Source organism: Paenibacillus oralis, assembly GCF_003863965.1.
Lineage (GTDB): Bacteria > Bacillota > Bacilli > Paenibacillales > Paenibacillaceae > Fontibacillus > Fontibacillus oralis.
In genome coordinates this window covers 5423068-5449736 of the sequence record NZ_RRCN01000001.1, presented here as the reverse complement: position 1 = coordinate 5449736, position 26669 = coordinate 5423068, and the positions used below count along the sequence as shown (strand labels likewise).

Genomic DNA, 26669 nt, shown 5'->3' with positions numbered 1-26669 from the left:
ATGATTGACATGCTGATTTTAGAACTGGCCATTATTCTGATTGCATCCAAATTAGCCGGAGACCTAAGCGTAAGATTACGGCAGCCAGCGGTTTTGGGGAAACTGCTTATCGGTATTTTGCTTGGCCCCGCGGTGTTGGGCTTGATCCATGAAACCGATATTCTTGATGAAATAAGTCAGATCGGCGTCATATTACTCATGTTTATTGCGGGTCTGGAAACGGATGTGGATGAATTCAAGAAATCCGGCAAAGCATCCGCTTACGTAGGTTTGGCCGGCATCGCCCTCCCTTTCGGATTAGGATATCTATCGGGTGTTCTAATCGGCATGCCCACATTTGAAGCTATTTTCCTCGGCTTGCTGCTGTCCGCGACAAGCGTCAGCATTTCGGTCCAGGCGCTGAAAGAAATGGGCAGGCTCAAATCCAGAGAGGGTGCTACGATCCTGGGGGCGGCCGTGATTGACGATGTTCTCGTCATTATCCTGCTGGCCTTTGTCATGAGCTTCGCCGGCGGCGACGTAAACTTGGGCATGATTATATTGAAGAAGTTCGCGTTTTTTGCGATCGCGATCGTTTTGAGTTGGAAAGTCGTCCCTTGGGTACTGCGCAAGTTCTCTCCGCTCCGCGTGTCGGAGTCGGTCATCTCCGCAGCATTGATCATTTGCTTCCTGTTTGCTTACATGGCTGAATATGCCGGCGTGGCCGCCATTATCGGGGCGTATATTGCGGGGGTGGCCATCAGCCTTACCACGTATAAGCACGAGGTTACCGAAAAAATCGAAACGATCGGATACGCTGTGTTTGTCCCCGTGTTTTTTACGACGATTGGCGTTAAAGTTGATTTTTCCGCCGTCTCCTCCCAGCTTGGCCTGATTGCCGGATTAAGCGTGCTGGCCATTGCCACCAAACTATTGGGATCGGCCTTTGGGGCCAAAGCCGCCGGCTTCGGTTGGCGCAGCGCCCTAGGGATCGGCTCGGCGATGGTGTCCCGGGGCGAGGTCGCGCTGATCATTGCCGCCATCGGTCAAGAAGCCGGGCTGCTGAACGAAGGGATGTTCGCCGTCATTGTGCTTGTCGTACTGGTCACGACGATCGTCACCCCTCCGATGATGAAGCTGTTTTTTAACGAAAAGGAAAAAAAGCCCGGCACGTTATAGCTTGCATGAGCTTTTGCTTGAAATTGTCGACTCAAGGAGATGGTTCAGAAATCTCCTTGAGTCATTTTTCTCCGCTTAATTGCAAAGGGATTTAAGTTTCTTGATTGCGGAATGAACGGTAAGTCTATGAAAAGTAACCAATTGCCCATGATAAGTAACCCCAAAAATGCCGTACGGCGTTGGGGATAACGCCATCAATTCTTCTCTGTTTTTTATATCAATGACTTTGGCTTCAAGCCCGAGCTTTCGGGCCCCTTCCAACATATTTTCGGTAGCGACATCCACAAACGGACATTGGTTGGTGCGGAAAATGGTTAGTTCATCGGAAGTTTTCAATCTTTCCTCCCAATTGTTTGGAAAAAAAGGAAGCGGACCATCCTTGAGCGGATGTACTAACAGTTCAAATCCGTAGGGCGCTTCTTGAATCAGAGTAAACCCGTTTTTCAAGAAAATGTCTTTGCTCGGAGTCCAAGAAGTGTCCGAATTGGTGATTACCGCAACACCGCATTTATTTTGCTGCCTTGCATCTTCAATGCATTTATGGATAAGCCTGGTTCCGTGGCCTTTTCCGGAAATGTTGACCCATAAGCAATGGATGATCATATAATCGTTGGCGTGGACGACTCTGGACGAATATTCCGCAGCCGTATACTCTATAAATCCTGCTTGTTTTCCATTTTCCATCAGCTTTATGTATTTTAATCCTGCTGCCAGCTCGTCCTTTAACCAGTTGTTTTTGTTCTGATATCCGGTTGATAGAGGTTTGCTTCGTAAGCAATATCCTCCTTCTTCTTCAAGGTTTTGCTGATTTAATTCAATCATCTGAATAGCTTGCATCGGATTCGGGACCTTCCTTTCACGGATGAATTACAGTATGACTTCTAAATCGCTTAATGATTCTATGACATAGTCCGGTTCAATTTCGTGATTCCAAACGCGCTTATTCCGGTTCAACCAGCATGCTTTTATGCCTTCCCGCTTTGCCCCTACGACATCGGAAACCGAATCTCCGATATGAATAACTTTGTCCGGATCCGTATCATAAATTTGAAGCAATTCTTTAAACATGGTATTGTTTTCGTCATTTTTATAAGACCGATAATGTTCGGAAGTCAGAATCCGCATCCCGTATTCCTTATAAAATTCCGGGATCATCGCCTCGTCCGCATCACTAACGATACAAACCTTATAGTTTGGCAAAATTTTATTTAAGAAACCGGACGTGTCTTCATATAATTCCGAGCGTGTGTGTTCCTCAAATAATATTTTAAGGGCTGCCGCTGCCTCGTACGTCATGTTCATTTGCCGGAATAAGCTTCCGAAACTGCGTTCATATACATCGCTCATTAAGAAAAATAGTTTCGTTTCTTTCATCTGTTCCCAATGCTCGAAAAAATAATTTAATAATAAACGCCCGCACTCGTCTGCAGCTTCATGCGTATAGGTATTCACTAATATCGGCTTCCATATCTGCTCGATTCTGGAATCCACATTCACTAAAGTTTGGAACATATCCAGACTAACGACTTCAAACGGTTTCATTTTTTATCATTCCTTAGAAAAGAAGATTGTTGTCCGCGTCACTATCATTACATTCCAACGAAAAACATAAGGACAAAAAATGTCGTTATTCTAGCGGTATCCGTCCATTTGAGAGCATTAGCGGAAATTTATGTCGTTATTTTCTCGGATCGCAAGGAAATGCCCACGTTCAGGACCATTCATAGGAAAATAAGGACAAAAAATGTCGCTAATGGAGATAAACATGCCTTGCTTCGGATGATAAGTACATAAAATTCCGCTATTTCGAAGGCCAACAGTCGGGCGTTCTTGTTTGAATAAAAATCCCTACTTCTTTGAACCTCTCATGGCTAAAGCCACGAGATTCTTGGGTAGTCCGTTCTGCTGAACAGAATTAGCACGTAATGTGCCACCAAGCTATCCCCGAAGTTCCTGCGGTTCCTGCAATTATGCAGATAGGAGTCTCTTGCCTTCGGCAAGGATGTTTTTGCTTGCATTGATATCCCGATCATGGCGGGTTTGGCAGGCCGGACATATCCACTCCCGAATATGAAGGTCTTTAACTTCTTTATTTTGGTAACCACAACACGAACAGAACTGAGAAGAGGCGAAGGTTCGGCCTACGGCAACAACCATTCGCCCATACCACTTTGCCTTATATTCAAGCATCGTTCTAAATTGATACCAGGACACTTCACCAATCGCTTTGGCCAGATTGTGGTTTTTCATCAGGTTAGACACCTGCAAATCTTCAATCGCAATCATGTCGTGGTTTTTGACAATATGCGTTGAAAGCTTTTGCAGGTAGTCTGTTCGGCAGTTGGCAATGCATTCATGGATTCGGACGACCTTCACTCGTTGTTTATTCCAGCCCGATGAACCTTTCACCCGTCTGGAAAGAATCCGCTGTTCTCGAATGAGTTTGTGTTCCATCTTCCGCAGGAATTTCGGATTCTCAAACACTTCACCGCTGGATAATACCGCGAAATCTTTTATTCCTAAGTCAATTCCAACTTCTTGATTTGTTTTTGGCAGGGACTCTATGTCGGTTTCCACTAGCAGCGAAACAAAGTATTTGCCTGAAGGATTACGCCTAATCGTCACATGCAATATACGACCTTCTACTTCTTTTGACTTGGCAAACCTTACTAACCCTAATTTAGGGAGTTTCATCTTGTTGCCTATGATCGAAATATTGCCATTGGTATAGTTGGTCTGATAAGACTGTACAGGATTCTTTTTACTCTTAAATCTCGGTGCGTCAGTCTGTTTCTTAAAAAACCGGTTAAACGAATCCGCCAGATTTTTCAAGGCATTTTGCAAAGAAAATTTGTCCGGTTCTTTTAACCATTCGAGTTCTTGCTTCAATTTCGTTAGTTCGGCTGAACATGCAGCATACGACAATCCTTTTCCTGTGCTGCGGTAAGCTTCATTCCATAATCCCAAAAAGTGGTTAAATACAAAACGGGAACAGCCGATCGTCTTGTTGATGAGAACAGCCTGATCTTTGTTCGGATAAATGCGAAATTTATAGGCTTTATGGATAAGCATGCTCTCACTTCACTTTCTGATCTTGAACATACTTTTGGTTTTGTATGTTCGCTCACCATAGCAACAAAATAGGATGATTCATCACCATAATAATTTTACCATACGTAACAACCATGTCGCTTTATTGACATGTCAAATGACATGCCTGAACCGAAGTTTTCTTACTCATGACTAAAGTCGCGAGTATGCGAAAACTTGTAATCAAAAAAAGTAGGGATCACCGATCCGATATTTATAAAAATGTAAACGCCGACTTAAACTCCTCATAACTGCCGTAGCGTTTCTCCGCCAGCCATGATTTTTCGGCCATGGCCCGCAGCGGTTCGGCGATACCCGCGCTCACTTCAGCTTCGGTCTGCGCCGACGGTTTGTCGCTCCAAATGGCGAATGAGCAGCCGATCAATGCGTCGGGGTATGGCCGCGCGTACTCCTGCCCTTCCGCCTCGCTCACTCTGGGGAACACACCGGGATGCCAGCTGTCGTAGATCTTTTCTCCCTTTGGATATTTGTAGCCGGCATTTTCCCCCAGCACATAGTAGAAATACGAATCGTTATAATTCAATAAGTCATGGCCTTTGTCCATAAAAGCTTCCACCCTGGCCATATTGCGATGCCATTTGGTCCAATAGGCGATTTGAATGGTAGACTTGAGCGCGGCGCGTTCCGTCTGATCGGCGCGGTATAATCCGTCGTTCCACGCCCGCACGACAAAGCCCTTCCGCTCCAGATGATCGGCGATGTCGTTAATATAGTCGATATACGTATCAACGCCTGTTCCGCCTTGGATGCCCAACGTCTCCCGAGCATACGCCTCCAACTGCGGATACGCTCCAAACTTTTCAAAATCGATAAATTCGTCGCCGCCGATATGGAAATAAGGGCTGGCCTGAAACAGTTCCGCATACTCGTCAATCAAATCCAGCACAAACGCTCTGGCGTGCGGATTCGTAATATCCAGCGCTCCCTTGGCCGGAACACCGTTCGTATCTTTCAACAGCCAGTCCGGATGATTCCGCAGCGCGTAACCCAGGTGGCCCGGCGAATCCAGGGAAGGGATCAGCGTGACGTGATAACGTTCCGCCACCCGGACGATCTCCCGCACTTGCTCTTTCGTCAAATATTCCGGCGACATGACTTCCGGATGGCGGTCGCTCCGCAGCGTAAAACCTTCGTTTTCCGAAAAATGCAACTGCAGCGCGTTTAACTTCAGCCAGGACATTTCCTTAATTCTTGCCACGATCCATTCGGCTGTAAAAAACTTTCTCCCCATATCCACATGCAGTGCCCGTTCTTGCACCGCCGGGTAGTCGACGGCCTTGCCGCAAGGCAGATAGCCCTTCCGCAGCAGCTGCTGCAGCATGGTTCGCCCGCCGTACATGACCGCTCGCTCGCCAGAAGCCGTGATTTTAACAAAACTGCCAATGTCGATCGTGTAGCCCTCCGGATTGCTTGTTTCCGGCGGTTCGGCAAGTTCGATGACCAAATCGCCGGGGGCGGCGTCGCCGATAGCTCCATATTGAACCGGCAGCTTGTTTTCGGTCGGCAGCCGTTTAGCCGCAAACTCCGACTGAAGCAGCGACACCGTATCGTCAAGCCGCGGATTGCCGGAGGATTTTGCATTGGGAATAATGAGAATTTTGGAGGCAGCGGCCGGCTTCCACCGTTGTTCGGACGCTGTTGTAAACTGCTGCACGCTCGGAAAAAGACTTCCCATTCCATGCTGAGTTTCCATTAGCTCACCTCATCATTGGTTTTATTCCGAAATGGCACTTAAACCTCTCTCCATATTAACACAGCTGCTGCCCGCAGGCCTGCAATTTCCTCAAAAATCACAGGGACCAGCTTGTTTTTTTTAACTCTTCCGTACTGAATAGAATATCGTAGGCCTCAATCGCCGCTTCTTCGACAAACTCCCTGACAACGCGCTGCACTTCCGCTTCCTCGGAGGCGTGAATCATCGCATATAAATTATACGGCCAATCCGGGTAGGAACGGCGCTGATAGCAATGGCTGACCTCTTTGAACCCAGCTAACCTTTGACCGGCTTCGCGGATTTTTTCCTGCGGCAGAACCGCAACAAACAAACCATTGGCGGAAAAACCGGCCACCCTGTGCCGCAAAACGGCGGCAACCCGCTTCAGAACCCCTGTGGCCTGCAGCCTCTCCAGCCGGATCAATACGTCATCTCGGCCGCAGCCAGCCCGGTCCGCCACCTCGGCAAAAGGGTCTGGCAACAGCGGCATATCGCCCTGCAGCTCGCGAATGATCCGCAGATCCAGTTCATCGGTCTCGCAAGCCCGCCGCGGCGAAAGGCTCACGCGCTCCTGGCTGCCTGGCAGCGGAGGGCTGCTCTTTTCGGCGTTCCCCTCCATATTCAAAAACACGTTCAATTTAAACACCTGCTCGGACGGAAATTCGTACAGCCGCGCATAACCCGCTGCTTTACGAATCGGCCCGAGAATCGCCTCGCGCTCTTCCTCCGACCGTGCCGATAACGTAAACCACATATTCAGCCGATGCCGCCTGCGGTAATTGTGGGTAACCCCTTTAAAGCCGTTGACGACGGCGGCGGCCTGATAAAAGCGGCTCTCCTCCACCTCCATGGCATAAAGCCTTCCCGCGTACCCCAGACCCGCCGGGTTGAAAACGCCGCCAATCCGCCGAATAACTCCTTGCTCCTTAAGTCCCTTTAGCCGTTCCAGCACTTCTCCCGGCTTCAGCCCCAGCTCTTCGCCAACCGCTTGCCAAGGCTCGGCCGTCAGAGGAATACGGGTCTGCAGCCGGTTCAGGAGAGACCGATCCTGCGCATCCAGCTCCATTTAAACTTCCCTCCCGCCCGCCGCTCTTGCAGCCGGTCTTTTATGACACCATGGCTCCTCCGCCAAATAATTGCCGCCGCTGTAAAAATACGATCTGGCCCGGCAGCCTCCGCAAATCCCGACATTCCGGCACGCCCCGCAAGATCCTTCATATTTCTCGAAATTCCTTAAGTCCTGAAACGCCGGGCTGGTTTCCCAAATCTCGTGAAACGGCCGCTCGCGCACATCGCCGACCTTGACCGGCAGGTACGGGCAAATATGCACCTCGCCGTTCGGCAGGATGGAGCAATAGGCGACGCCGGCCAGGCAGCCGCGCGTGTAGCGCAGGTTAAGCCCCATGCTTTTGGCCAAAGGCATAAATTGCGGGGCGCAGGTCGGCTTGATTTCAACCGAGGTCGTCTTTCGCTTCGCCAGGACGTTTTTTAATGCGGTGAAATATTGTTCGCGCTTTAACGCATTTTCTTCGATGTAAATGCCGCGGCCGGTCGGGACGAGAAAAAACGGATGCAGGGAGGAAACGTCCAACTCCTCCGCCAATGCGGCCACCCGTTCGAAATCGTCCATATTTTCGGAGGTCAGCGTCATATTGATCTGAACCTTGAGCCCGGCTTCACGCGCGTAACGTATCCCCAGCACCGCCCGCTCCCACCCGTCGGACGCCTTTCGGAAGCGGTTGTGGTAGGCGGGAGAAGCGCTGTCAATGCTGATGGCGATGCCCGCCAGACCGGCTTCTTTCAGCTCGGCGGCTTTGGCGCTGTCAAGAAGCGTGCCATTGCTGCCCAGCGCGGCGCGCAGCCCACGCCCCGCCGCGTAAGCGATCAGCTCGCAAAGATCGCCGCGGGTCAGCGGTTCGCCGCCGCTGAAAATAAGCATCCGGAATCCCGCCTCCTTGATCTGATCTATCAGCCGGCGCCCTTCCTCCGTCGTCAGTTCGCCCTCCGTCGGCGACTCCGGTCCGGAATCGCGATAGCAATGTTCACAATAAAGATTGCATCTTCTGGTCACATTCCAGGATACGAGCATGGCGTTATCTCCTTTTTATACGATGGCTTTATACGATCCCGATTTCACGATCGCTTAAATAACAGGAAGGATCGGCCGCCCAGAAATCGCCGGTGGCCGACGCTCTTGCCCGGAAGTTGCCGTTGCACAAATCCAGCCAAGCACACGCCGTGCACCGCCCTTTCAGCAGCGGTTTCCGGTCCCGCAGTCCGGCCATAACGGGGTGGGCCGCTTCCCGCCAAACTTCGCTGAACTGCTGCGTTCGAAGGTTGCCAATCTCCAGGTGCCGGGTGAATTGGTCCGGATAAATACGCCCATGCCAATCGACGCAGCCGATCGCCACCCCGGAACGGTTGCCGCCGTTTCGCCGCAGCAGCCCGAGCAAAAGTGGAGCCCGCTCCGGGTCATGCTCCCTCATCCATTGATACAAATAAACCCCGTCCGCATGGTTATCTACGGTAAGCAGCTCTGTCTGTTTCCCTTTCCGGTGCAAATCCAGCGTTTTGGCGATGATCTTGTCCAGCGCCCGCCGCGATTGTTCGCGGGTGACATCCTCCGTCTGCAGCGTGCTTCCTCTACCGGAATATACGAGATGATAGAAGCAGGCGCGCGGGATGTTCTCCTGGTCGATCAAATCGAGCACCCCATCCAAATCGGGATATGTATGCTTGCTGATCGTAAACCGCACGCCCACTTTTTGCCCGACGGACAGGCAGTTGCGCAAACCAGCCAACGACTGGGCAAAAGCTCCCTTCCGGCCGCGGAACAAATCATGGCGCTCCTCCAGGCCATCGAGGCTGATGCCCACATATTTGACCCCGGACTCCTTCAGCAGCCTCGCTTTCTCGGGAGTAATCAGCGTGCCGTTCGTGGATACGACCGGACGCAGTCCCTTGCCGGCCGCATAAGAGATCAGCTCCAAAATATCTTTGCGGACCAAGGGTTCTCCCCCGGAAAAAAGCAGCACAGGCACCTGAAACGAAGCCAAGTCGTCGATAAACGCTTTGGCTTCGGCCGTGGAAAGCTCATCCGGTTCCTTGGCCGCCCGGGCATCCGCGTAGCAATGCTTGCAGCTTAAATTGCAGGAGCGCGTCGCGTTCCAGACCACAACCGGCCCTTTGCCGGCCGAAACGCCATGCGGTTTGTCTCCCGGCGTGATGTCATAGCGGAGATGATCCCCCTCGCTCTGCATGCCGGTGAGCAGTTTCGTCACATTGATCATTTCATTCCTCTCTTTCTCTGTGATAGTAAATTTATCCATCCGAAATTATTATAAACAAAGTATGTGAAAATTCACACAATATAATTCATGGGCCGGCCGCCAGGCCATAGCCTAGCGATCCCTGCCCACGATGAAATGCAGTAAGTGTCTCAAAAAAACAGTGCCCCGCGGCAGCTCCTTCAAAGCTTCGTCGGCCAGGCAGTAATGTTCCCACATTTGCTTTCTGGCGCCTTCCTGGCCGAGGATCGTCACAAACGTGGAGTTCTCGTTCTCCTGATCCTTGCCGGTCGGTTTGCCCAACCGCTGCAAGTCGCCTTCCCAATCCAGCAAATCATCCTTAATTTGAAAAGCGATCCCCGCGTGATAGGAGTAGGTTTTCAGAACGTCCATCTCCGCTTCGCCCGCTCCGGCCAAAATGGCCGGAGCCACCAGCGATACCTCAAAAGCGATGCCGGTTTTGTAAAAGCAATTCCGGTTCAGTTCCTCCAAGGTCAGCGCCTTGCCTCTGGAGCTAAGGTCCATCGCCTGTCCCATGCAAATTTCGCCGGCCTTTTGCGACATGTACCTTAGCAAAGCGAGCACGGCCCCGCTCGGGAAGCCTTCGAGGGAAGAAACCTCCTCAATCGCTTTCTGGATCAGGAATATCCCCGTCAACTCCGCGATCGCGCTGTTATGAACCCGGTGCAGGGTGGGCCTCCCTCGGCGCGTGGACGAGTTGTCCTGGGACGGCAGGTCGTCGAAAATCAAGGAAGCGGTATGCATATATTCGAGCGCTCTGAACAGCGGCGTAAGCTGCGCATCCGGCAGCCCGTACTCCTTGACGCCCATCACCCAGGTGAAGATCGGCCGCAGCCGTTTGCCGCTGCCTTCCAGGCTGTAGTTGGCCGTTTCGATCAGCAGCTCCTGCATCGGTAGAGCGGCGGCTCCCGGTTTAGAGATCGGCAACCGTTTATTAATGGCCAGGCGGGCCGTATGGATGATTTCGGCAAATTGCTCCTGTTCGCTGCGATGGCGATTCATGACGGCGAGCAGTTGGTCCCGCAGCAGTTTATCCAAGAAATCCACGTCTTCCGCTTTGTGCACCATGCGCTCTATGAACCGGTTCAATTCCGGACTGCCCGTGGAAAAAATCTCCAGCACTTCTTCGTACTTCGCTTGACCGGCGCGTTTCCGATACCGCTTAAGCCCATTGATGGCCCGGTCGAGCAGGATTTCGCGCACTGCCGCATCCGAGCGGTAGACATGATGGATCAAATGAAAGATGACCGCCCAGTATAATTCGAAAGGATTGATCAAATCCGGGCGTTGATGGCGGTATTTATAATAATAGGTGTAAGGCGTTACCGCGCCGCGCTCCATATCTTCGGACAGGTCGGCGAAATCGTCGGCCAACTGGTTGTACAAGCCGTAATAAAACACCCGCCGGTCAAAACCCTCGTCCTGCGGGGCCCCGATCACGGAACGGACAATCAGCCGCGACGAAGAGGACTTAAGTATAATTGGCAAATATAGTTCCTCGTTGGAATAATCCGCATGCGCAAGCTCCTTCACCCTGTCCACATGCTGGGCATGAAAGAAAACATAGGATTGGTCGAAAAACGTCCGCTGGGCTTCCGCGGGTTGACGGCTTTTAATGTACTCGTAAGCTTCGCGAAGCTCCGTGTACACGTAGCGCATCAATTCGCGCTGCCCGCCGCTCCATTCCCCTGGTTCAGGTACGGTCCCGCTGATCAGCGCGGCGCGGATCATCCGGGAATACCGCTCCTTTTCGTCCGCGTTCAGCGCCTCGGAATCAAGCAGGTCATCGATAAAAGGATAAGTCAGTCCGTAATAATAACCCGACTTGATCGCCGCCTCCAGGATTTGCGCCCGCTTTGCGGCCGGGGCTTCTTCGCTGATTTCGTCCAAGGCGTGCAATACGACGCCAAGGATAATTTTGATCAGCTTCCGCTGGGCTTCCTCCGCATTCATTTCCTTAGGAAGATGGGCGGACACGCTTTTGATTTTATCGATGAGCCAGATGGCGGCAGTCTCCACACCTTCCTTTTGGGCCCAGCGGTAAAACGACCTGAGGCTAATCAGTTCGGGCAGGTTTCCCTTTGCGGATTCTGCGGGACGAAGAAGATGTTTTTTCAAGTCTGCCAGGAAATGCTCCATCCGCTTTCGCGTACGAGGATCGTTCAAATCTTTGCCTAGATCGCGCAAATAGATATAGGACACGCTGCGTTCCAAATAAGCGTCCAGTTTGTCCGACCGGTTCAGCCACCTCAAATAGGTTTGGACATCGGAGGGATCGGGCCTCTTTCGTGTCTTGGCAAAAAGAAACGGCAGCGGGGCGCGATGAATATGCCTTCTTTTCCACTGCCCAATATCTTCAATTAAACCGGAAACATAACTCCGTTCAAGGACCTGCGCCTTCAGCGCGGCAAAATATTCGGCCGCCCGCTCCTCGGCCCTTTGGTACGAAGCGCCCGCAACCTCAATAAGTTCAATGTTCATAACGCCTACCTCGTTTTGTCTATTCTATGATACGTTGTAATTTATGATTACGTAGCAAACTATCATTACGTTGCAAATAAAGTCATCCCCATTTACTATAACAAATGTTACAGTAAACGGCGTCAACCATATGTAAAGGAGAAATGGGGGAACATGAATGCGTTTCATTTCATTCCTGAGCTCGTTTTATGCCGCATGGCGGGATTATCCGGTTGCGGCGGGCACAGTGCTCGGCAACCGGTATGTCGTACAAGAAATCGTCGGCCAGGGCAGCTACGGTTTAACCTATAAATGCGTAGACCGGGCCAGCGGCAGCCTGGTCGCCGTCAAGCAGGCCAGACCAAGCAAAGGCCCCTATGCCAAACGCTTGCTGGAAAGGGAAGCGATGATTCTGAAGGCGTTGCCGCATCCGCGATTTCCCGCATTCATCGAATGGTTTACCGGCAAGGGCAACGCGTATTTGGCAATGTCTTTTTTGCAGGGCGATACGTTCGAAGATCTGATCTTTGGGCTGGACTATAAGTACGGAGAGCGGGAATGCGTACGGATTACGCGGCAGCTTTTGGAGCTCATTATGTACACCCACGAAAAAGGATATGTCCATTTGGATTTGCGCATTCCCAACGTTCTGGTGAAAGATGGTGAAATCTATCTCATTGACTTTGGCTTGGCCAGAAAAATAGGCGAACCGGCGCCGGACCATTTTCCCGTGCGGAACGGGTTCGGCCGGCATGGTACGGCTTCAAGGCAGTTTAAAGCGGCGGAGGTTTCCTCCGATTTGCTGGACATCGGCCATTTTATGCTATTTCTCCTCTACTCTGCGTACGAGCCGGAAAAAAACAGCGGTCCATCGGAGGAGCGAAGCTGGCAAGACGAGCTGGCGCTCTCCGGCGAGCTGAAAACGGTCATCGAACGTTTGCTGGAACTGCGGGAGCCCTATTCGGGTTCCGCTGATTTCATGAAAGAGCTGGAGTCGCTGAGCCACCTTACCAAACTCCAATAAACCTTCCGATGCATGCGGATTTGAATGTGCCGTCTCCTTTATGTTAATATCCGAATAAAATAACAATAATGATTACAAATAAGGAGAGTGATTACGATGTTAAGAAGATTCATCGATAAGATCCTGCATTCGATGTCTCATGATTCTCACCGAAGGCGGCGCTACAGCAGTTCGGATAGGCATCACGGAAAACGATACAGCAGCAGCGCGGGGAGGCACTACGGAAAACGTTACAGCAGCAGTTACGGACACGCCCGCCCGTTCGGCTCCTCTTCGGATTACAAGCGCCGACACGGCCGCATGGGACACGACTACTACAAGTCCAGAAGACACAGCTCAAGCTAACGGTGATGTACGTCTACGTCAAAATGCGGCCAGATAGCGGTAATTTTAGGCGTTATTTTTGATTTTCGATCCCTCGTCCGTGAATAGCGGAACTTTTGGTCTCTATTTTATTCCAGACTTGAAAAAAAGGGGAGTTTCGCCCTCATCTGCCGAAAATAGCGACAAAATTTTCCTCTATTTGCGATGAACCCCCTGTCTTGACGTAAATAACGCCCTTTTATACCGCTAATTTCGCGGTGGCCCGCGTAACGGTTAGATTAAAAAAAGCGGCGGCCAACCGCGACCCGCAAAAACACCAGGTCCAAGGTTAACCGCCGCTTTATATCCACGGCAATTTAGCGGGTAAAGGCCAAACCGATTTCCGATACAATAGCGCTGCCCAGATACGTTCCCGTGAAGACGAAAATGGCGACGATGGCGACACGCCAGGACGTTTTGCGCAGATCCACCAGCCGGTTGGCCACGGAAATGCCCGCGAACGTCAGGATCGGCGTCGTGATGGCCAGGAAATTCACCGCTTGAATCGCGTTTACGAACACATCGGAGCTAAGGCAAAAGATGAGCGAAGTGATCGACACCCAGCCGAGCACCGGGAATTCCTGCAAAAATTTGACCGGCACCTTCTTCATGGCCGCCGAGATGAGGATGCCGATGAAGGAAAACAGCCACAGCACGGCAAGCCCGCCGATCGTATCCCAGGAGATGGACCCGGATTCCGGATTTCTCCAATATTTGACCTGTTCCGTGAACAGGATCAGCGCCACGCTAAGCAGGAGCACCAAAGCGTATTTGACGTATTTGTTTAAGCTGCTCGTCATTTCGCTCTCCCCCTAACCAACAGTTTGTACATAAAACGCTGCAGCGGCACCGCCAAAAACACCATCGTGTACGTGCCGAGGAAACTGGTTAACAGCTGGCTGGCGGACGCATACGCGGTGATCGTGTCGGCTCGCTCGGGCGCACCCGCGATCAGCGCGGAGGATGCCCCGGTCATCATGCTTGCGGAGCCTACCCCGGAAGACATGGCCAACGCTTCGATGGAGAAGCCGGCCGCGCTCATCAGCGGTGCAATGATGCTGAAGAACAACGTGCCGAACAGGGTTCCGATGATATACAGGGACAACACGCCCCGGCCTTCGTCGGAATCCAGCGTATACTTCTCGGAGATGTAGGCCAGTTCGCCTTCCCGCCCGATACCGAGCGTGGCCCCGATGGCTTCGCGCCGCAGGCCGATCCAAATGGCCACCGGCAAGCCCAGCAGGACGGTCCCCAAGTTGCCGATTTCCTGCAGAATAAATACCCAGCCAACCTGCATAATCTCATGGATTTTCGGAGCGATGTCGGCTCCGTATCTAGCCATGAGCGGCAGCATGATAAAGATCAGGTATTTGCCGGCAAAATCCACGTTTTCTTTGCTGTAGACTTTTTTCATAAACCCTTTGCGGAATATGGCCAAACCCAAAATCATCGTAATCAGGATCGCAAAAACGAGCGGCAGCAAACTAATGCGCACGGAGCCGACCGGAATCGACTGGATTCCGATCCACTCGGAAACGGTGATTACCAGCAGTACAAAAATAAGCAGATAGATAAAGTTTAACTTCGGCTTCATGGGTCTCTCCTCAGTAGTTTTCGTCATTTCCGTTCCACCCGCGCCTTAAGAGGGCGTCAAAATGGAAGCCAGCAGCTTCTCGTAATCGGCGAAAGAACGGCGGTACAGCTTGCTGCGGTCGATGCGCCCGTTCATGCGGTCAAACACCCGGGTCAAAAATTCGGGGAACACGCCATAAATGAATTCCGGGTCGATGTCCTTAAAGTCGTCCCCATGGATCGTTCCCGTAAAACCGCTGTATCCGATTTGAATGCAGGGGATCATAAAGGACAAATCGCCGATGTCGCCGGCCGCGCTGATCGCGTTATTGTTCAGGCAATCGCTGATCTCCCCGGTTTCGCGGAACGCTTCCAGCACGAATTCCGATAAATACCGGTCCTGCACAAACGGCAAATACCCCATCTGCGTCTCGATTGCGACCTCGCCCTGCAACGCCAGCGCGCTGCCTTTGGCGGCATCGTCCATTTTCGCGGCCACTTCGGTCATGTATTCGACGGTTTGGGTCCGCAGATCCGTACCGACCGTAATCTGGTTCGGAATAACGTTGGTGGACATATCCGAGGACATCACGATCGGGTTCATGCGCACTTTTTCCGCGTCTTTCAGCTGCTGGCGGCATAAGCCAAGCGCCACGTTGAACAGCGTGGACATGCTGTACGCGTTTTTTCCCGAAAACGGATCAAAGCCGGCATGGCTCGCCTTGCCCTTAAAGCTGTACTTCTTGTACAAGAATCCAGCCAAATCACAATTGATCTCAATCGTCCGCCGCGGGTATTCCCCGCCCATGGCATGTACGCAGATACCGATATCGATGCCGTCAAAAACGCCCAGCTTCATCGCTTCCGGTTTGCCGCCATAATAAGAGATTTTGCCCTGCTTCAGCAGCTCTTCCCGGTAAGCCAGATCAAGGTATTCTTCGGCAGGCACAAAAACGAACGACAGTGTATAATCATACGCCTCATACGCTTTTGTCGTAAAGAAATAGTTGTATAGAGCGAGCGCGATGGCAACTTGTGTATAGTGGCCGCAGTTATGCGCCGCTCCGGTTTCCTTGTCCGCCCGCCAGTGAGTTGGCGCGTACACGGCGTCCAACTCGGCGATAAACGCGATGTGTAACGGTTTGCCTGATCCGAGCGTCGTTTTTATACCGGTGGTGCTAAAGGTTTCCAGTGCAGCGTCCGGGTTCACCTTTCGTAAATAATCCGACACCAATGCGCTTGTTGAGAATTCCTTGTAACCCAGCTCAGGATGGTCGAAGATCGTCCGGCCGATTTGGGAAATCGTTTCATACTGTTGTTTGAAAAACATTTCGTTTCACCTCCACATCCAATTTGTATAAACATAAATTAAATCTTATTTGAATGCAGCGAATTGTGTCAATATTTGTTGAAAAAAATCTCATACCTTATTATGGTCAGCGCGTTCTGAAAAATTCAGCAAACCAGTGATATCCTTTCATTTACCCTTTCCGTTTATGCGTTCCCCGAAAGGAAAAACAGCAGAACCTCCAACACGCTTCGGAGGTTCTGCTGTTTGAATGATGACCGGTTCCAGGTCCGCTGCTTTCCTTTAATTCGGCCCCGCAGGTAGCGTATCGCGGGCGATCATGATCAAGTTGATCAACGGATCCTGCGCCGCCGTGTTGCGCACCGTGATCTCGATCGTTCCGTCCGTCACGTCCACGCCATGGCTGTACACCCGGTTAGAGGTGAATGTGATCGCCGTTTTCTTTTTCCCGTTAATATATAAATCCGCTTTGCGCGTGCCGTTCCGCCAGATATCGTTAAAACCGGTGTAAACCGTGTAGGTTCCGTTCTCGACCGTAAATTTATAAGTCAAATCGGTGCCGGCGGGAGAATTGACGACATTGCCCCCATTCAAGTACCGGAGGGTCGTAAAAATATCCCCGCTCTCCGCACCGGCCGGCCTCGACACTGTCCCGACATACCCCCAAGGCACGGGATCGCCGGCGTCGTATGCCTGGTCCGGCGTGTCTTTGTTGAGCAGCGCCGGTTCAAGATAAGCGGCCATTAGCAGGTAATCGCTCGTCTTCTGACCGCCGCTGTTCACGAAATATATCGTTTGGGCCGGGACCGCGTATAGGCTGAACTGCAGCGTCTTACCGCCAAACTCCGGCAGCATGGCCTGCAGCGTATAGATGCCCGGCAGCGCAAACGTATCGTCAGCCAGCGGCTGGCCTCCCACGGTCCACACGACCGGCGTTGTTACGGACGCCGATGCGGCGTGCGGTGTCACCTCGATTTCGCTCGGCAGGTTGAGGAGCGTACCGGTTTCGATCACCTGCGGCAAATCGACCTCGGCTTCCACACCGCCCATCCGATCCAATACATCCGGCGTCCAGCTGCCGTACCATTTGATCGAAATGTCCGTCCCCTGGCCGAATTCGATCGGCAGCCAGACGTACTTGGCGCCGCCGTTCGCGGAAAAATTGCCGCCGTTCCAGTTGTCGCCCATGTAAATGAACTTGCCGCGTTCGGGATCAACCGGAATCACGTTTGTCGTTTGCGAATTAAAAGCCTTGGCCGGGTCCGGGTCGCTTGACGAGGTGCGGACAAAAGGATTTTTCAGCGCGGACCAGGGTCCAAAAATATGATCGGCGACGCTAAACATATTTTCGTTGGGGGACCATCCGGTTGCTCCTGAGGTCAGCAGGTAGTATTTGCCGTTATATTTGAACACCGCGGGCGCTTCGCGTAATCCTCCAGGGAATACCCGCACATAATCTTCCCCGTAAACACCTTTATAGGTCGTATCACGGACAGGATTGCCGTGTTCGTCCACATTCCCGTCTTTATGCCAGCCGACCACGTCCGAATAATCGTCGAGCAGCTTGGAAATATACATCGTCCGGTTCTCTTCGCTGGAATAAATCAGGTAAGCCGTGCCGTCATCGTCTTTAAACAGATTCATATCCCGCGCCATGCCCGGGTTGCCGGGCTGGTAATCGACCTGATCCGACGGGCATTGATCCATGCGGTAGCTGCGTTGGTAAACGAACGGCCCTGTCGGCGAATCGCTGATCGCGTATCCGGCCTGCGCCTTCCCGTAGTTTTGCGCGTTGTTTTCCGGATTTTTGTCCCCGTCGATATGGGCCCACATCACGTATTTTTGCGTTTTTTCGTTGTAGATCACCTTGGGTCTTTCGATGATGCGGCCGACGCGAATGTCCGCCCAGACATTGTAGGTATCCGTGCGGCCTTCGTACAGCTCGGAAATCAGCGGGTCATCGGTAAAATCGTCCAGCGATTTCACCATTCTCAGCGCCATGCCTTCGTCTTTCCAGTTGAGCAGATCCGCCGAAGAATAGACGCGTACGCCTGCAGCCGGCCAAGCGCCTTGATGGTATTCGCCGTACCAATAATATTTCTGCGTCTTTTCATCGAACATCACCCCGGCGCCATGGGCGTCGATCGGATTACCGCTCGTATCCGCCCAGATTTGATTCGGCGTAAACGATGTTCTCACCGTGCTCACCCCCGTTGATTTGGACTCGGCCGAAGCGCTCGGCAGCGGGGCGAAATGAACGAACCCCAGAGCCGCCACAAGGCAAAGCAAAAGCGGTTTGCAGAAGCGTTTTAACATAAATCAATAAATCCCTCCTCAAAATAGTAAGCTTTGCGGGAAGTTACCCGCCTAGTTGAGCTTTATAGGCGTCAAGCTGCTTTTGCAGCTCGGCCAGCACTTTGTCGTATCCGGCCTGCTGGAGTTTGCTGCGGAACTCCTCCACCGCCGCCGCCGGATCGCCCGCCTTGCCCATCACGATCGCCGGCCCCAACTCGCCGGTCACTTGGGAGATGGCCGTCAGTTCCGCTTCCACGGGCGTCTTGTCGAACACGAATTGCCCGTAAACGTAAGGTTTCTTGATCTTGTCATATTCGGCGTACAACGTCTCATCGATCTGATCCCAGGTCGTTTCGCTGGGGATTTCAAACTTGTCGACCCGGCCGCCCCAAAAATCGGAGTAGAAGTTGTCTCTCGCTTCGTCGTACCCTTCGGGGCGGGCGCGTTTGCCGTCCTTGATCACGTATTGCACCCCTTCGATGCCGTAATTGAGCAGATGGTAAATCTCCTCGTTGTTGCGGATCAAGTCATAAGCCATCAAAGCGCGCTCCGGATTTTTGCTGTGCGCGCCGACCGAGGTGCCGCCGTGCGTGATCGACAGCTCCATCAGGTTCGTGCCGCGCGTCCGCGAGAACGGGAACATTTGCAGCTCCGACCCCGGCTGCAGCCGGTCCATCTCCACGCGCAGGCCGGAGAACGTCTGGGTATGATGCTGGTCAAGGCCGGACAGGCCCGCCTTCAACGCGTCCCGGTTGTTGTTTTTGTTATTCAGCGCATCCTCGCGCCAGAAGCCTTTGTCGGCCCAGCTTTTCATCATGGTCGCGTAATCCAGAAAAACGTCCTCGAAAACGGGGCTGACGACCGTAAATTTCTCTTCATAAGATTTGGCCGTATAGACCGGCAGGAAACCGGTCGAGATCGGCAGCTCCAACTCGTCGGTGTAGGATTGCACAAATCCGCCCCACGTCTGCGTGCCCGAAGCGGCGTCCCAAGGAATAACGTCCGGTTTGTTGTCCTTGATATACTGCAAGTACTTCCCGATGCCTTCCCAATCCTTGATCGGTTCAGTGATCCCGGCTTCCTTCGCCCAGTCGCCGCGGTAAAAAAAGCCGTGGTTCACCCACTGCGTGTAATCGTTTTCCGGAATCAGCACGATTTTGCCGTTGTACATGCTTTCCTTCCAGTCTTCTTCGGGAATGGAGTTCCACGTTTCCGGGGCGTATTTGGGCAGCAGCTCGTCAAGGTTCATAAACGCGCCGCGCTGTGCATTGCCCCACGTGTCCAGCCAGTCCGTGCCGATCGTGATCAGATCGTAGGGCTCGCCGGAAGCCAGTGCGAGATTGTATTTCGTCTGCCAGTCAGCCCATTCGATCCATTTCCATTCCAGCTCGGCGTTGATTTTTTCCTTCATCATTTTGTTCACTTCGGCAAGCACCTTTTCGAATTGCCCGTTTTTCGATTTGTCGCCAAGCACCAGATAGCTGATCTTGACGAACTTCGATGTGTCAACCTCCCCACCGGTTCCCGTACCTGGATTTGCCGAGTTCCCCCCGGAATTGCCGTCGCTCCCTTTCGCGCCTCCGCCGCCGCTGCCTCCACTGCACGATGCCAGCACGAATACGAGCAGCACCGCCAGCAGCAGGCTTAACCCTTTTTTCCATTTGCTCATGGATATGAACCTCCTTTTTGAATATTTGTTATGGCCTCCTCACCCTTTTACCGCGCCAACCGTAATCCCTTTGATAAAATAGCGCTGCACGAACGGGTAGAACAAAATAACCGGCCCCGTCGCGACGATCGCCGTCGCCATCTTCATCGATTCGAGCGGCACGTCGCGCAGCTCCACGTTGGAGGCCGCCGCCGAGTTGCGGATGAAGTCCGCGCTGGTGATCACGTTATACAGGAACAATTGCAGCGGCCGGTACTTCACGTCCGGCGACAGGAACAGCATCGAGTTGTACCATTCGTTCCAGTAGCCGAGCGCGATGAACAGGCCGATCGTGGCCAGCGCCGGCGTCGTCATCGGCAGAATCAGCCGGACGAAAATCGTAAAGTCGCCGGCCCCGTCGATTTTGGCGGATTCGGTGATCGCATGCGGAATCGAGCGCACAAAACTTTTCATCATGATGATTAGGAACGGGCTGAGCAGCCCCGGCAGCAGCACCGCCAGGTAGTTGTCCTTCAAGCTCAGGTACTGGGTCACGAGCAGATAAAACGGTACCAGTCCGCCGGAAAACAAGGTCGTAAAGTAAATGAAAAACGAAATCTTGTTGCGGTACTGGAAATCGGGCCGCTGCAGCGCGTACCCGGTCATGGCCACCAGGAACAGGCCCACCGCCGTTCCCACCACGGTAATGCCGATCGTCACGAGATACGAACCGAGGATGAGCCCAGGATTCTCAAACACGATTTTGTAGGAAAAGGTGCTGAACTCCCGCGGCCAAAAATTGAAGCCGTATTTTTTAATCGCCGCCTCCGCCGTAAAAGAAGTGCCGAGTACGAGCAGGAACGGCAGCAGACAGAAGAGCGAGAACAAGCCGATGAACACGTAGCCGACCAGCTTGACGACGATCCCGCTCATATCCGTCCGTATGCTGCGGGTTTCGTGTGTATCATCCATGCGCGCTGCCTCCTAGAAGAGAGAGTTGTCGGGGGAGATTTTTTTGACCATCCAGTTGGCGGTGACGACTACGAAAAAGCCGAACACCGACTGGTACAGGCTGACAGCGCTGCCGATGGAGAAGTTGAAGTTGGTCATGAGCGCGCGGAATACGTAGGTTTCGATAATGTCCGTCGTCGCGTACAACGCCGTGTTGTTGGCTCCCACGAGGTTGAAGAACAGGCCGAAATTGCCGCGGAGAATGCCGCCCAGCGAGAACAGCAGCAAAATGATGAACGTCGGTTTCAGCCAGGGCAGCACGATGTAGCGAATGCGCTGGAACGCGTTTGCCCCGTCGATCTCCGAAGCTTCGATGATTTCGTTGTCGAGCCCCATGATCGCCGCGAAATAGACAATGGAGCCGTAACCCGTTGACTGCCAAAGGTAGGTCAGCACGATGATGAAAGGCCAGATGCTCGCATTGGAGTAAGTTTTGACCGGGTCCATGCCCAGCGAGGTCAAAATGCTGTTCAATAGTCCGTAGTCGTAGCTGAGCACGTTGTACGCGATCAGGCCGATCAGCACCGCCGAAATAAAATGCGGCAGAAACATCAGCGTCTGAGTCACTTTTTTGAACCATTTTTGGCGGATTTCGTTGAGGAAAACGGCGACGACAATTTGCAGCACGTTCCCCAATAGGATAAAGGCCAGATTATACACGACCGTGTTAAAGGTCAGCCGCCACAGGTCCCCGGTCATGACGAGAAATTTGAAGTTGTCGAAGCCGACGAACGGGCTGCGGAAAATGCCGTCCGTGTAGTTGTATTTGATGAACGCGAGATACAGGCCCGGCATCGGCAAATAAGCAAATACGATGAAAAATAGGATGGCCGGCAGGCACATCAGCAGCAGCGTTCTGTTGTTGCGGAAGCGTCTCCAGCGGCCGCTGCCATGCAGCGGCTGGCGATGATGCCGCCCGGTTTGCGCCTGCGTTTGCGAAACGGTTGCCATTCGGGTACCTCCTTTCATACCGGTATAAAATCGAGCGACTTCAGCTTTCCGTGGGCCTGCGGATCTACGGCTTCAAGGAAGATGGAAAGCTGTTCGCCTTCTTCACCAAACCACGGGCCCGGCAAATAAAACGAATCCGCGCTGCCGCCGGCCATCACCGGCCTTGCCGCGCCTCCCGGAAGCCATAACCGGCCGACGATCCGCTCGCCCATGAAGACCGTGAGCTTCAGAGCGGAGCCGTTCGCCCGCACCCTCCAACCCTTGCCCGCCGCGGAGCTCTTCACGCTGGCGAACAGCCACCCGGCGGCGCCGGAAGCGAGCGTCAGCGGCAGCTGCTGTTCAGCGGTGGCCTTATCGGCCGCTTCGGCGCTGGCCTTAAGCTGCGGCTCTTCCGCGGCGAAGACGGTGAACCCGGACGCCGCGCTGCCTTCATACACGATGACACGTCCTGCTGATTGACCAATAGAGCGTCTCAGATACACCGTCAACCGTACCGTCTCGCCCGAATTGACGAATGAACTGATATCGACAAACGGATCAAGCGGATGGACCGGGCCCGCCTCATTTCCGTTGACCTCCAACCTTGCTTCGGCCTCGAGACCCCGGAAATGAAGCGTCCACGAGTCGGCGTCTTGCGACGGCTCAAACTCCCTGCGGAAAATTTCATAAGCCGGATGATCCGCTGACTGCCAGCCGCCAAATCCAACCAGCGGCCACAGCGACTCATCATCGGCTTCGCCAGTTTGGCTGCTTGCGCCGGGTTTTCCGGGCTTTTCGGGCTTTTCGTGCATTCCGGTCTTGCCGTTTCCGCCTTCTGCGTCGCCTGCGCCAAACGTATCATCCGCCGTATGAAACACGCGCCAATTTGAACTGATGTCGCATACGCGGGTTACGGCCGTAAGTCCCCTGATGCCTTTTAGCGCCGGCAGCCTGAGCCCCGGTAGCCGGGCATCGTCGAAATTGGTGTGCCCCCAGATTTCCGTCCGTACCTGCAGCCTGAGGGTCCCGGCCGGCAAACCGTCCGATTCGCCGATCAGCATAAATGCGCCCCCTCCCCCAGGAGCCGCCGTCCCGATGTACTGGCCGCCTGCGTACAGCGAGACGACGTCTCCGCCTTGGCGGACGAGGAACCCTTTGATGTTCGTTTTACCCGGGACGCGCACGGCCGTTTCATACCAGGCATAGCCCCGGTAAACGCCCAAATGCTCCAGAAACGGCGGATGCACGCTTGCACCGCCGGCCCTGACGGCCCGCGCTGCCGGCTTGCCCCCGGCCGCCGAAGCCAGCCGCCATTTCACATCAGCGTTCTCGGCGGGCTTCACCGTCTCGGCTGACGGCTGAACAACCGTAAGCTCTCCGTCTAGCGAGACCTCCTCTGTATAAAGCGCTTTCAAACGATCGGTGACGATCAGGGTCAACTGCCGCCCATCCCCCAGCCGGATTCGGCACAAGACCGTCTCGGCTCCGGCAAACCGAATACGCAGCTGGCGGCCTTTTTGTTCAAGCGCTGCATATTCCGCTGCTGCCGACGCCACCGGAGCATCAAACGCCAGCGCCATCTCCCCGCTGCCTTCCATGTGAAAAGCCAGCACCGCTCCTCCTGCCTGCCGCTCTGCCATATAAAGCTCAGCCGTCGAATAAACAATACGGCCCGGGAGCCCCCATAGCGACAAAGGCACGTCAACCGGCAAAGCCAGGGATCTTAAGCCGACGAGCTCCAGCGCTCCGGCGGACGGAAAGCTTAGGCCATTCTCCGCCGCTCGCAGCGTTATCCGCTTGTCACAACCATCCCCGTTGGTGATGAAAACAAGCTGACCGCCGCCTTTCAGTTCCAACGCAAAGGGGCCAAATACATTTTCCGTGTCCCCCTCGGCCTTCCACGCCCGTTTCGCGTCGGGGTCCGCTTCCGCCAACGCCACTCCGTAAGCGCGAATCAGCCTGCCCAGCAGCCTGCCTTCATACGCCTCCGGGCGGATATGCCCCTCCGGGGAAATCATCCCGCCGAAGTCGTAATCCGAGGTGAGAAAGGCGAGCGGTCTGCCCCAGTTGTTCGTCGCGTTCGTAAATCCGAAATTCGTCCCGGACACTTGCAGGTACGGCCCGAGCAGCTTGGCCCCGGCTGACAGAAGCCGGAGCAGCAGGTAATGCGTTCGGTTCGTCTCCGTCACCAGCAGCGGAACATTCATTCCGGCAAGCTTCTCCCGATAATGATGCACCTTGTGCTCGAATTCGGGGTCACGATTATCGGGATAAAAATTGCAGGTCGGCACCACGCCTTCCGCCAGTCCCGAAGCCTGCGGCAGCCCGCCCTGTCCGGCGCAGGCAATGAGCGGCACCTTGATACCTTGCGCCAAAGCCATGTCGCGAAGCGCAGAGATATAGCCTTTGGGATCGCCACAATCGTAAAAATCCAACTCGTTGTCCAGTTGAACACAAATGACGTTTCCCCCTGCACCGGCTTGCTGCCTTTGCAGGATCGGCAGGATTTTGTCATACCACTTGCGGACATACTCCAGGAAAACCGGATCGTTATCCCTTAGCCTCATCGGCGCTTGTTTGGCGTAAAGGTAAGCCGGCAGCGCGCCCCCATCCCACTCGGAGCAGATGTACGGCCCGGGCCGCGCGATCACCCAAAGTCCGGCTTCGGCGGCCAGGCGCAAAAACGATTCCGCGTCCCGCATCCCCTCGAAATCCCATTCGTCTTCACGCAGCTCATGAAAGTTCCAAGGAAAATAAACGTCGATACTGTTGTAACCCATCGCCTTGACCTGCTCCATCCTCTCCCGCCAATGTTCGCGGGGTATTCGGAAGTAGAACAGCGATGCGCACAGAAGGACAACGCTTTCCCCGTTGATACGGACGGCGTTGCCGCTGAAGCTGACGGCTGATTCGGCATGGACACGGATACTCAAACGGAATCACTCCTCACTCATTTGCCGCAATTTTAGTGAAACCCATTTCATGAAACCCGTTTCATTATATGCAAAAAAATAATTATGGCACCAAAACCACAGTGAATGAAACGGGTTTCATTTTGGGGGAAAGAAACAAACGGGTCAGAAAGGCTGGAATAACGCTTGAATAACTTAGGAGTAAAAAATAAGGACAAAAAACGTCGTTATTCCGGCGGTATCAGGCAATTTGAGAGAAATAGCGGAAAAATATGCCGCTATTTTCTAAAATCGCAAAGAAATGCCAGCGTTCTGGACCATTCATCGGAAATTAAGTACATAATATGCCGCTAATGGAAATGAACATGCCAGGGCTCTGGATATAAGTACATAAAATGTCGCTATTTTGAAGTGAGATATGGTTGGACGTTCCGGTAGCCGGCTGTCGTCAAACACCGTTTCCAGGTTAAGCCTAACAAATACTTTGAATTTCAATGGGTTGTAATCGTGGTAAGCTTACAAGGTCGTTTGTAAGTAAGTTGCGGAGAAAGTTGCTGCGATCAAGGGTTATTACATGAATTTTGGACCGGGGTTGGCCCCTGTAATGTAAGGGTTTTCATTCGATATTCTATCCTAGCGGAAAATCGTTGTCAATCCTTTGATTAACGCCTTTCTCCCCCGGCTCCCCTACGCTATCATCGTTTTCCGGCAGGGGTGGCGGTGGATTCGCGCACGACCAGCTCCGGCTTGAGCAAGGTCGTCTTGGCTACTTTGTCCTTGGTAATCATTTTGTGCAAAATTTCGGCCGCCGTACGCCCAAGCTCGTTTGCGCGCAGCGATACCGTGGTCAACTCCGGAATGCTGTTGGATGCGAACGGAATGTCGTCATAACCCACGATTGAGATGTCCTCAGGCACTTTCAGCCCGGCTTTGGCCGCCGCTTTGAGCGCGCCGATCGCCACGAGATCGTTCAGGCAGAAGATCGCCGTGGGCCGCTGCGGCAAGCTTAACAGCCGGTTTATAAAATCCGTACCGCTCGCCACGGAAAAACCTTCATGAAGTATCCATTCCTTCCGCACCGGGATGCCGTGCTGTTCCATCGTTTTCGTGAACGCGGAAGTACGTTGCAAAGTATTGGACATGTGCCGGTATCCGCCAACGATGGCGATATCGCGGTGCCCCAGCTCGATGAGATGCCGGGTCGCCAGCTCCGCGCCAAGCCGCTCATCCACGGCCACCCGGTTGAGTATTGATCCGGGCAGACGCCCATTGATGAGCAGCAAAGGCAGCCTTTTGCCGATTTCGACGACCTCTTCCGCAAGCTCTCTTCCGGGTTTCGCCAGATCGATCCGCCCGCCCAGCATGACGATCCCGTCCACCTGCTTCTCCGTCAGCGCGTTCAAATATTGTGATTCGCGGATATATTGATCGGCGCTGTCACCGTTGGCGGACACCGTATCACAGAGGAAATAAGTATAACCTTGCTTCCGCGCTTCCTGGTCAAACCCGGACAAAACCTCCGGAAAAAAAGGATTCGTAATGTCCGGCAGGATGATGCCGATCATCCCCGTCTCTTTTTTGGTCAAACTGCGGGCCAGGGCGTTCGGCTGAAACTGGTATTTGTTAATCAGTTCGTTGATGCGGTCCCGGGTCTCTTTTTTGACCGGAGCCGTATTGTTCAGCACCCGGGAGACCGTGGCCACGGAAACATTCGCCTCTTTTGCGATATCATAGACTGTAACCGATTTCACAAAAGTCACCTACTTGACATTTATTGGGGACGAAACCAAGTATATCAGAATCCTCGGCACATGAAAACCGGGCTTCTCGCCGAAGGCCGCACGCTGCGCCCCC

20 protein-coding genes are annotated in these 26669 nt (G+C 53.2%); 3 read left to right on the top strand and 17 right to left on the bottom strand.

The window, feature by feature from the left end; translation table 11 throughout:
* Nucleotides 1-9 precede the first annotated feature (9 nt).
* The gene (locus EHV15_RS24290) at nt 10-1158 is read left to right on the top strand and encodes a cation:proton antiporter (protein WP_128633497.1); all 1149 of its coding nucleotides are present in this window, start codon (nt 10-12) and stop codon (nt 1156-1158) included.
* A gap of 75 nt (nt 1159-1233) precedes the next feature.
* On the opposite strand, the gene EHV15_RS24285 is transcribed toward EHV15_RS24290, so the two are convergent.
* From EHV15_RS24285 to EHV15_RS24250, 8 genes are all read right to left on the bottom strand, one after another.
* Nucleotides 1234-1995 carry a GNAT family N-acetyltransferase gene (locus EHV15_RS24285; RefSeq protein WP_128633496.1) on the bottom strand — a complete coding sequence of 254 codons (762 nt, stop codon included), beginning with the start codon at nt 1993-1995 and terminating at the stop codon, nt 1234-1236.
* Nucleotides 1996-2025: 30 nt separating this feature from the next.
* The gene (locus tag EHV15_RS24280; RefSeq protein ID WP_128633495.1) at nt 2026-2700 is read right to left on the bottom strand and encodes an HAD family hydrolase; all 675 of its coding nucleotides are present in this window, start codon (nt 2698-2700) and stop codon (nt 2026-2028) included.
* Between the two features lie 426 nt (nt 2701-3126).
* On the bottom strand, nt 3127-4230 hold the full coding sequence (gene tnpB, locus EHV15_RS24275) for an IS200/IS605 family element RNA-guided endonuclease TnpB (protein ID WP_128633494.1): 1104 nt from the start codon (nt 4228-4230) through the stop codon (nt 3127-3129).
* A gap of 232 nt (nt 4231-4462) precedes the next feature.
* Entirely contained in the window at nt 4463-5962 is a 1500-nt protein-coding gene (locus EHV15_RS24270) for a beta-N-acetylhexosaminidase (RefSeq protein ID WP_128633493.1), read from the bottom strand.
* Between the two features lie 97 nt (nt 5963-6059).
* A complete protein-coding gene (gene ahbB / locus EHV15_RS24265) occupies nt 6060-7049 on the bottom strand; it encodes a siroheme decarboxylase subunit beta (RefSeq protein WP_128633492.1) in 990 nt (329 codons plus the stop codon).
* Nucleotides 7050-8072: a radical SAM/SPASM domain-containing protein gene (locus EHV15_RS24260; RefSeq protein ID WP_128633491.1), complete on the bottom strand. Its 1023-nt coding sequence runs from the start codon at nt 8070-8072 to the stop codon at nt 7050-7052.
* Nucleotides 8073-8100: 28 nt separating this feature from the next.
* Nucleotides 8101-9273, bottom strand: coding sequence for a radical SAM/SPASM domain-containing protein (locus tag EHV15_RS24255; RefSeq protein ID WP_128633490.1), 1173 nt, complete (start codon nt 9271-9273; stop codon nt 8101-8103).
* Nucleotides 9274-9384: 111 nt separating this feature from the next.
* Nucleotides 9385-11772: a polyprenyl synthetase family protein gene (locus tag EHV15_RS24250; protein ID WP_128633489.1), complete on the bottom strand. Its 2388-nt coding sequence runs from the start codon at nt 11770-11772 to the stop codon at nt 9385-9387.
* A gap of 157 nt (nt 11773-11929) precedes the next feature.
* Here EHV15_RS24250 and EHV15_RS24245 point away from each other — a divergent pair, with 157 nt between their 5' ends.
* Nucleotides 11930-12775, top strand: a complete 846-nt coding sequence (locus EHV15_RS24245; RefSeq protein ID WP_128633488.1) for a serine/threonine-protein kinase — start codon at nt 11930-11932, stop codon at nt 12773-12775.
* Between the two features lie 96 nt (nt 12776-12871).
* Nucleotides 12872-13120 carry a hypothetical protein gene (locus tag EHV15_RS24240; protein WP_128633487.1) on the top strand — a complete coding sequence of 83 codons (249 nt, stop codon included), beginning with the start codon at nt 12872-12874 and terminating at the stop codon, nt 13118-13120.
* Between the two features lie 335 nt (nt 13121-13455).
* Here the strand turns inward: EHV15_RS24240 and EHV15_RS24235 are convergent, their stop codons facing one another.
* The 9 genes from EHV15_RS24235 to EHV15_RS24195 form a co-directional block, all read right to left on the bottom strand.
* Nucleotides 13456-13938 carry a hypothetical protein gene (locus tag EHV15_RS24235; protein ID WP_128633486.1) on the bottom strand — a complete coding sequence of 161 codons (483 nt, stop codon included), beginning with the start codon at nt 13936-13938 and terminating at the stop codon, nt 13456-13458.
* Nucleotides 13935-14732 carry a DUF3100 domain-containing protein gene (locus EHV15_RS24230; protein ID WP_128633485.1) on the bottom strand — a complete coding sequence of 266 codons (798 nt, stop codon included), beginning with the start codon at nt 14730-14732 and terminating at the stop codon, nt 13935-13937. Before EHV15_RS24230 ends, EHV15_RS24235 begins: the two co-directional genes overlap by 4 nt.
* A 45-nt stretch (nt 14733-14777) precedes the next feature.
* Nucleotides 14778-16040 (bottom strand): M20/M25/M40 family metallo-hydrolase, encoded by a 1263-nt coding sequence (locus EHV15_RS24225; RefSeq protein WP_128633484.1) that lies wholly within the window; start codon nt 16038-16040, stop codon nt 14778-14780.
* Between the two features lie 261 nt (nt 16041-16301).
* Nucleotides 16302-18335, bottom strand: a complete 2034-nt coding sequence (locus tag EHV15_RS24220) for a glycoside hydrolase family 43 protein (RefSeq protein ID WP_128633483.1) — start codon at nt 18333-18335, stop codon at nt 16302-16304.
* Between the two features lie 43 nt (nt 18336-18378).
* Nucleotides 18379-19983: a DUF3502 domain-containing protein gene (locus EHV15_RS24215; protein WP_128633482.1), complete on the bottom strand. Its 1605-nt coding sequence runs from the start codon at nt 19981-19983 to the stop codon at nt 18379-18381.
* Between the two features lie 39 nt (nt 19984-20022).
* Nucleotides 20023-20934, bottom strand: a complete 912-nt coding sequence (locus tag EHV15_RS24210) for a carbohydrate ABC transporter permease (protein ID WP_128633481.1) — start codon at nt 20932-20934, stop codon at nt 20023-20025.
* A 12-nt stretch (nt 20935-20946) separates the two neighbouring features.
* The gene (locus EHV15_RS24205) at nt 20947-21816 is read right to left on the bottom strand and encodes an ABC transporter permease (RefSeq protein ID WP_246061975.1); all 870 of its coding nucleotides are present in this window, start codon (nt 21814-21816) and stop codon (nt 20947-20949) included.
* Nucleotides 21817-21938: 122 nt separating this feature from the next.
* Nucleotides 21939-24836 carry a beta-galactosidase gene (locus EHV15_RS24200; RefSeq protein WP_128633480.1) on the bottom strand — a complete coding sequence of 966 codons (2898 nt, stop codon included), beginning with the start codon at nt 24834-24836 and terminating at the stop codon, nt 21939-21941.
* A 674-nt stretch (nt 24837-25510) separates the two neighbouring features.
* A complete protein-coding gene (locus tag EHV15_RS24195; RefSeq protein WP_128633479.1) occupies nt 25511-26566 on the bottom strand; it encodes a LacI family DNA-binding transcriptional regulator in 1056 nt (351 codons plus the stop codon).
* Nucleotides 26567-26669: the final 103 nt, after the last annotated feature.

Bases quoted from the DNA above. Each gene is read 5' to 3' on its own strand.
- EHV15_RS24290 (WP_128633497.1), top strand. From the start codon at position 10: ATGCTGATTTTAGAACTGGCCATTATTCTGATTGCATCCAAATTAGCC.
- EHV15_RS24285 (WP_128633496.1), bottom strand. From the start codon at position 1,995: ATGCAAGCTATTCAGATGATTGAATTAAATCAGCAAAACCTTGAAGAA.
- EHV15_RS24280 (WP_128633495.1), bottom strand. From the start codon at position 2,700: ATGAAACCGTTTGAAGTCGTTAGTCTGGATATGTTCCAAACTTTAGTG.
- tnpB (WP_128633494.1), bottom strand. From the start codon at position 4,230: ATGCTTATCCATAAAGCCTATAAATTTCGCATTTATCCGAACAAAGAT.
- EHV15_RS24270 (WP_128633493.1), bottom strand. From the start codon at position 5,962: ATGGAAACTCAGCATGGAATGGGAAGTCTTTTTCCGAGCGTGCAGCAG.
- ahbB (WP_128633492.1), bottom strand. From the start codon at position 7,049: ATGGAGCTGGATGCGCAGGATCGGTCTCTCCTGAACCGGCTGCAGACC.
- EHV15_RS24260 (WP_128633491.1), bottom strand. From the start codon at position 8,072: ATGCTCGTATCCTGGAATGTGACCAGAAGATGCAATCTTTATTGTGAA.
- EHV15_RS24255 (WP_128633490.1), bottom strand. From the start codon at position 9,273: ATGATCAATGTGACGAAACTGCTCACCGGCATGCAGAGCGAGGGGGAT.
- EHV15_RS24250 (WP_128633489.1), bottom strand. From the start codon at position 11,772: ATGAACATTGAACTTATTGAGGTTGCGGGCGCTTCGTACCAAAGGGCC.
- EHV15_RS24245 (WP_128633488.1), top strand. From the start codon at position 11,930: ATGCGTTTCATTTCATTCCTGAGCTCGTTTTATGCCGCATGGCGGGAT.
- EHV15_RS24240 (WP_128633487.1), top strand. From the start codon at position 12,872: ATGTTAAGAAGATTCATCGATAAGATCCTGCATTCGATGTCTCATGAT.
- EHV15_RS24235 (WP_128633486.1), bottom strand. From the start codon at position 13,938: ATGACGAGCAGCTTAAACAAATACGTCAAATACGCTTTGGTGCTCCTG.
- EHV15_RS24230 (WP_128633485.1), bottom strand. From the start codon at position 14,732: ATGAAGCCGAAGTTAAACTTTATCTATCTGCTTATTTTTGTACTGCTG.
- EHV15_RS24225 (WP_128633484.1), bottom strand. From the start codon at position 16,040: ATGTTTTTCAAACAACAGTATGAAACGATTTCCCAAATCGGCCGGACG.
- EHV15_RS24220 (WP_128633483.1), bottom strand. From the start codon at position 18,335: ATGTTAAAACGCTTCTGCAAACCGCTTTTGCTTTGCCTTGTGGCGGCT.
- EHV15_RS24215 (WP_128633482.1), bottom strand. From the start codon at position 19,983: ATGAGCAAATGGAAAAAAGGGTTAAGCCTGCTGCTGGCGGTGCTGCTC.
- EHV15_RS24210 (WP_128633481.1), bottom strand. From the start codon at position 20,934: ATGGATGATACACACGAAACCCGCAGCATACGGACGGATATGAGCGGG.
- EHV15_RS24205 (WP_246061975.1), bottom strand. From the start codon at position 21,816: ATGTGCCTGCCGGCCATCCTATTTTTCATCGTATTTGCTTATTTGCCG.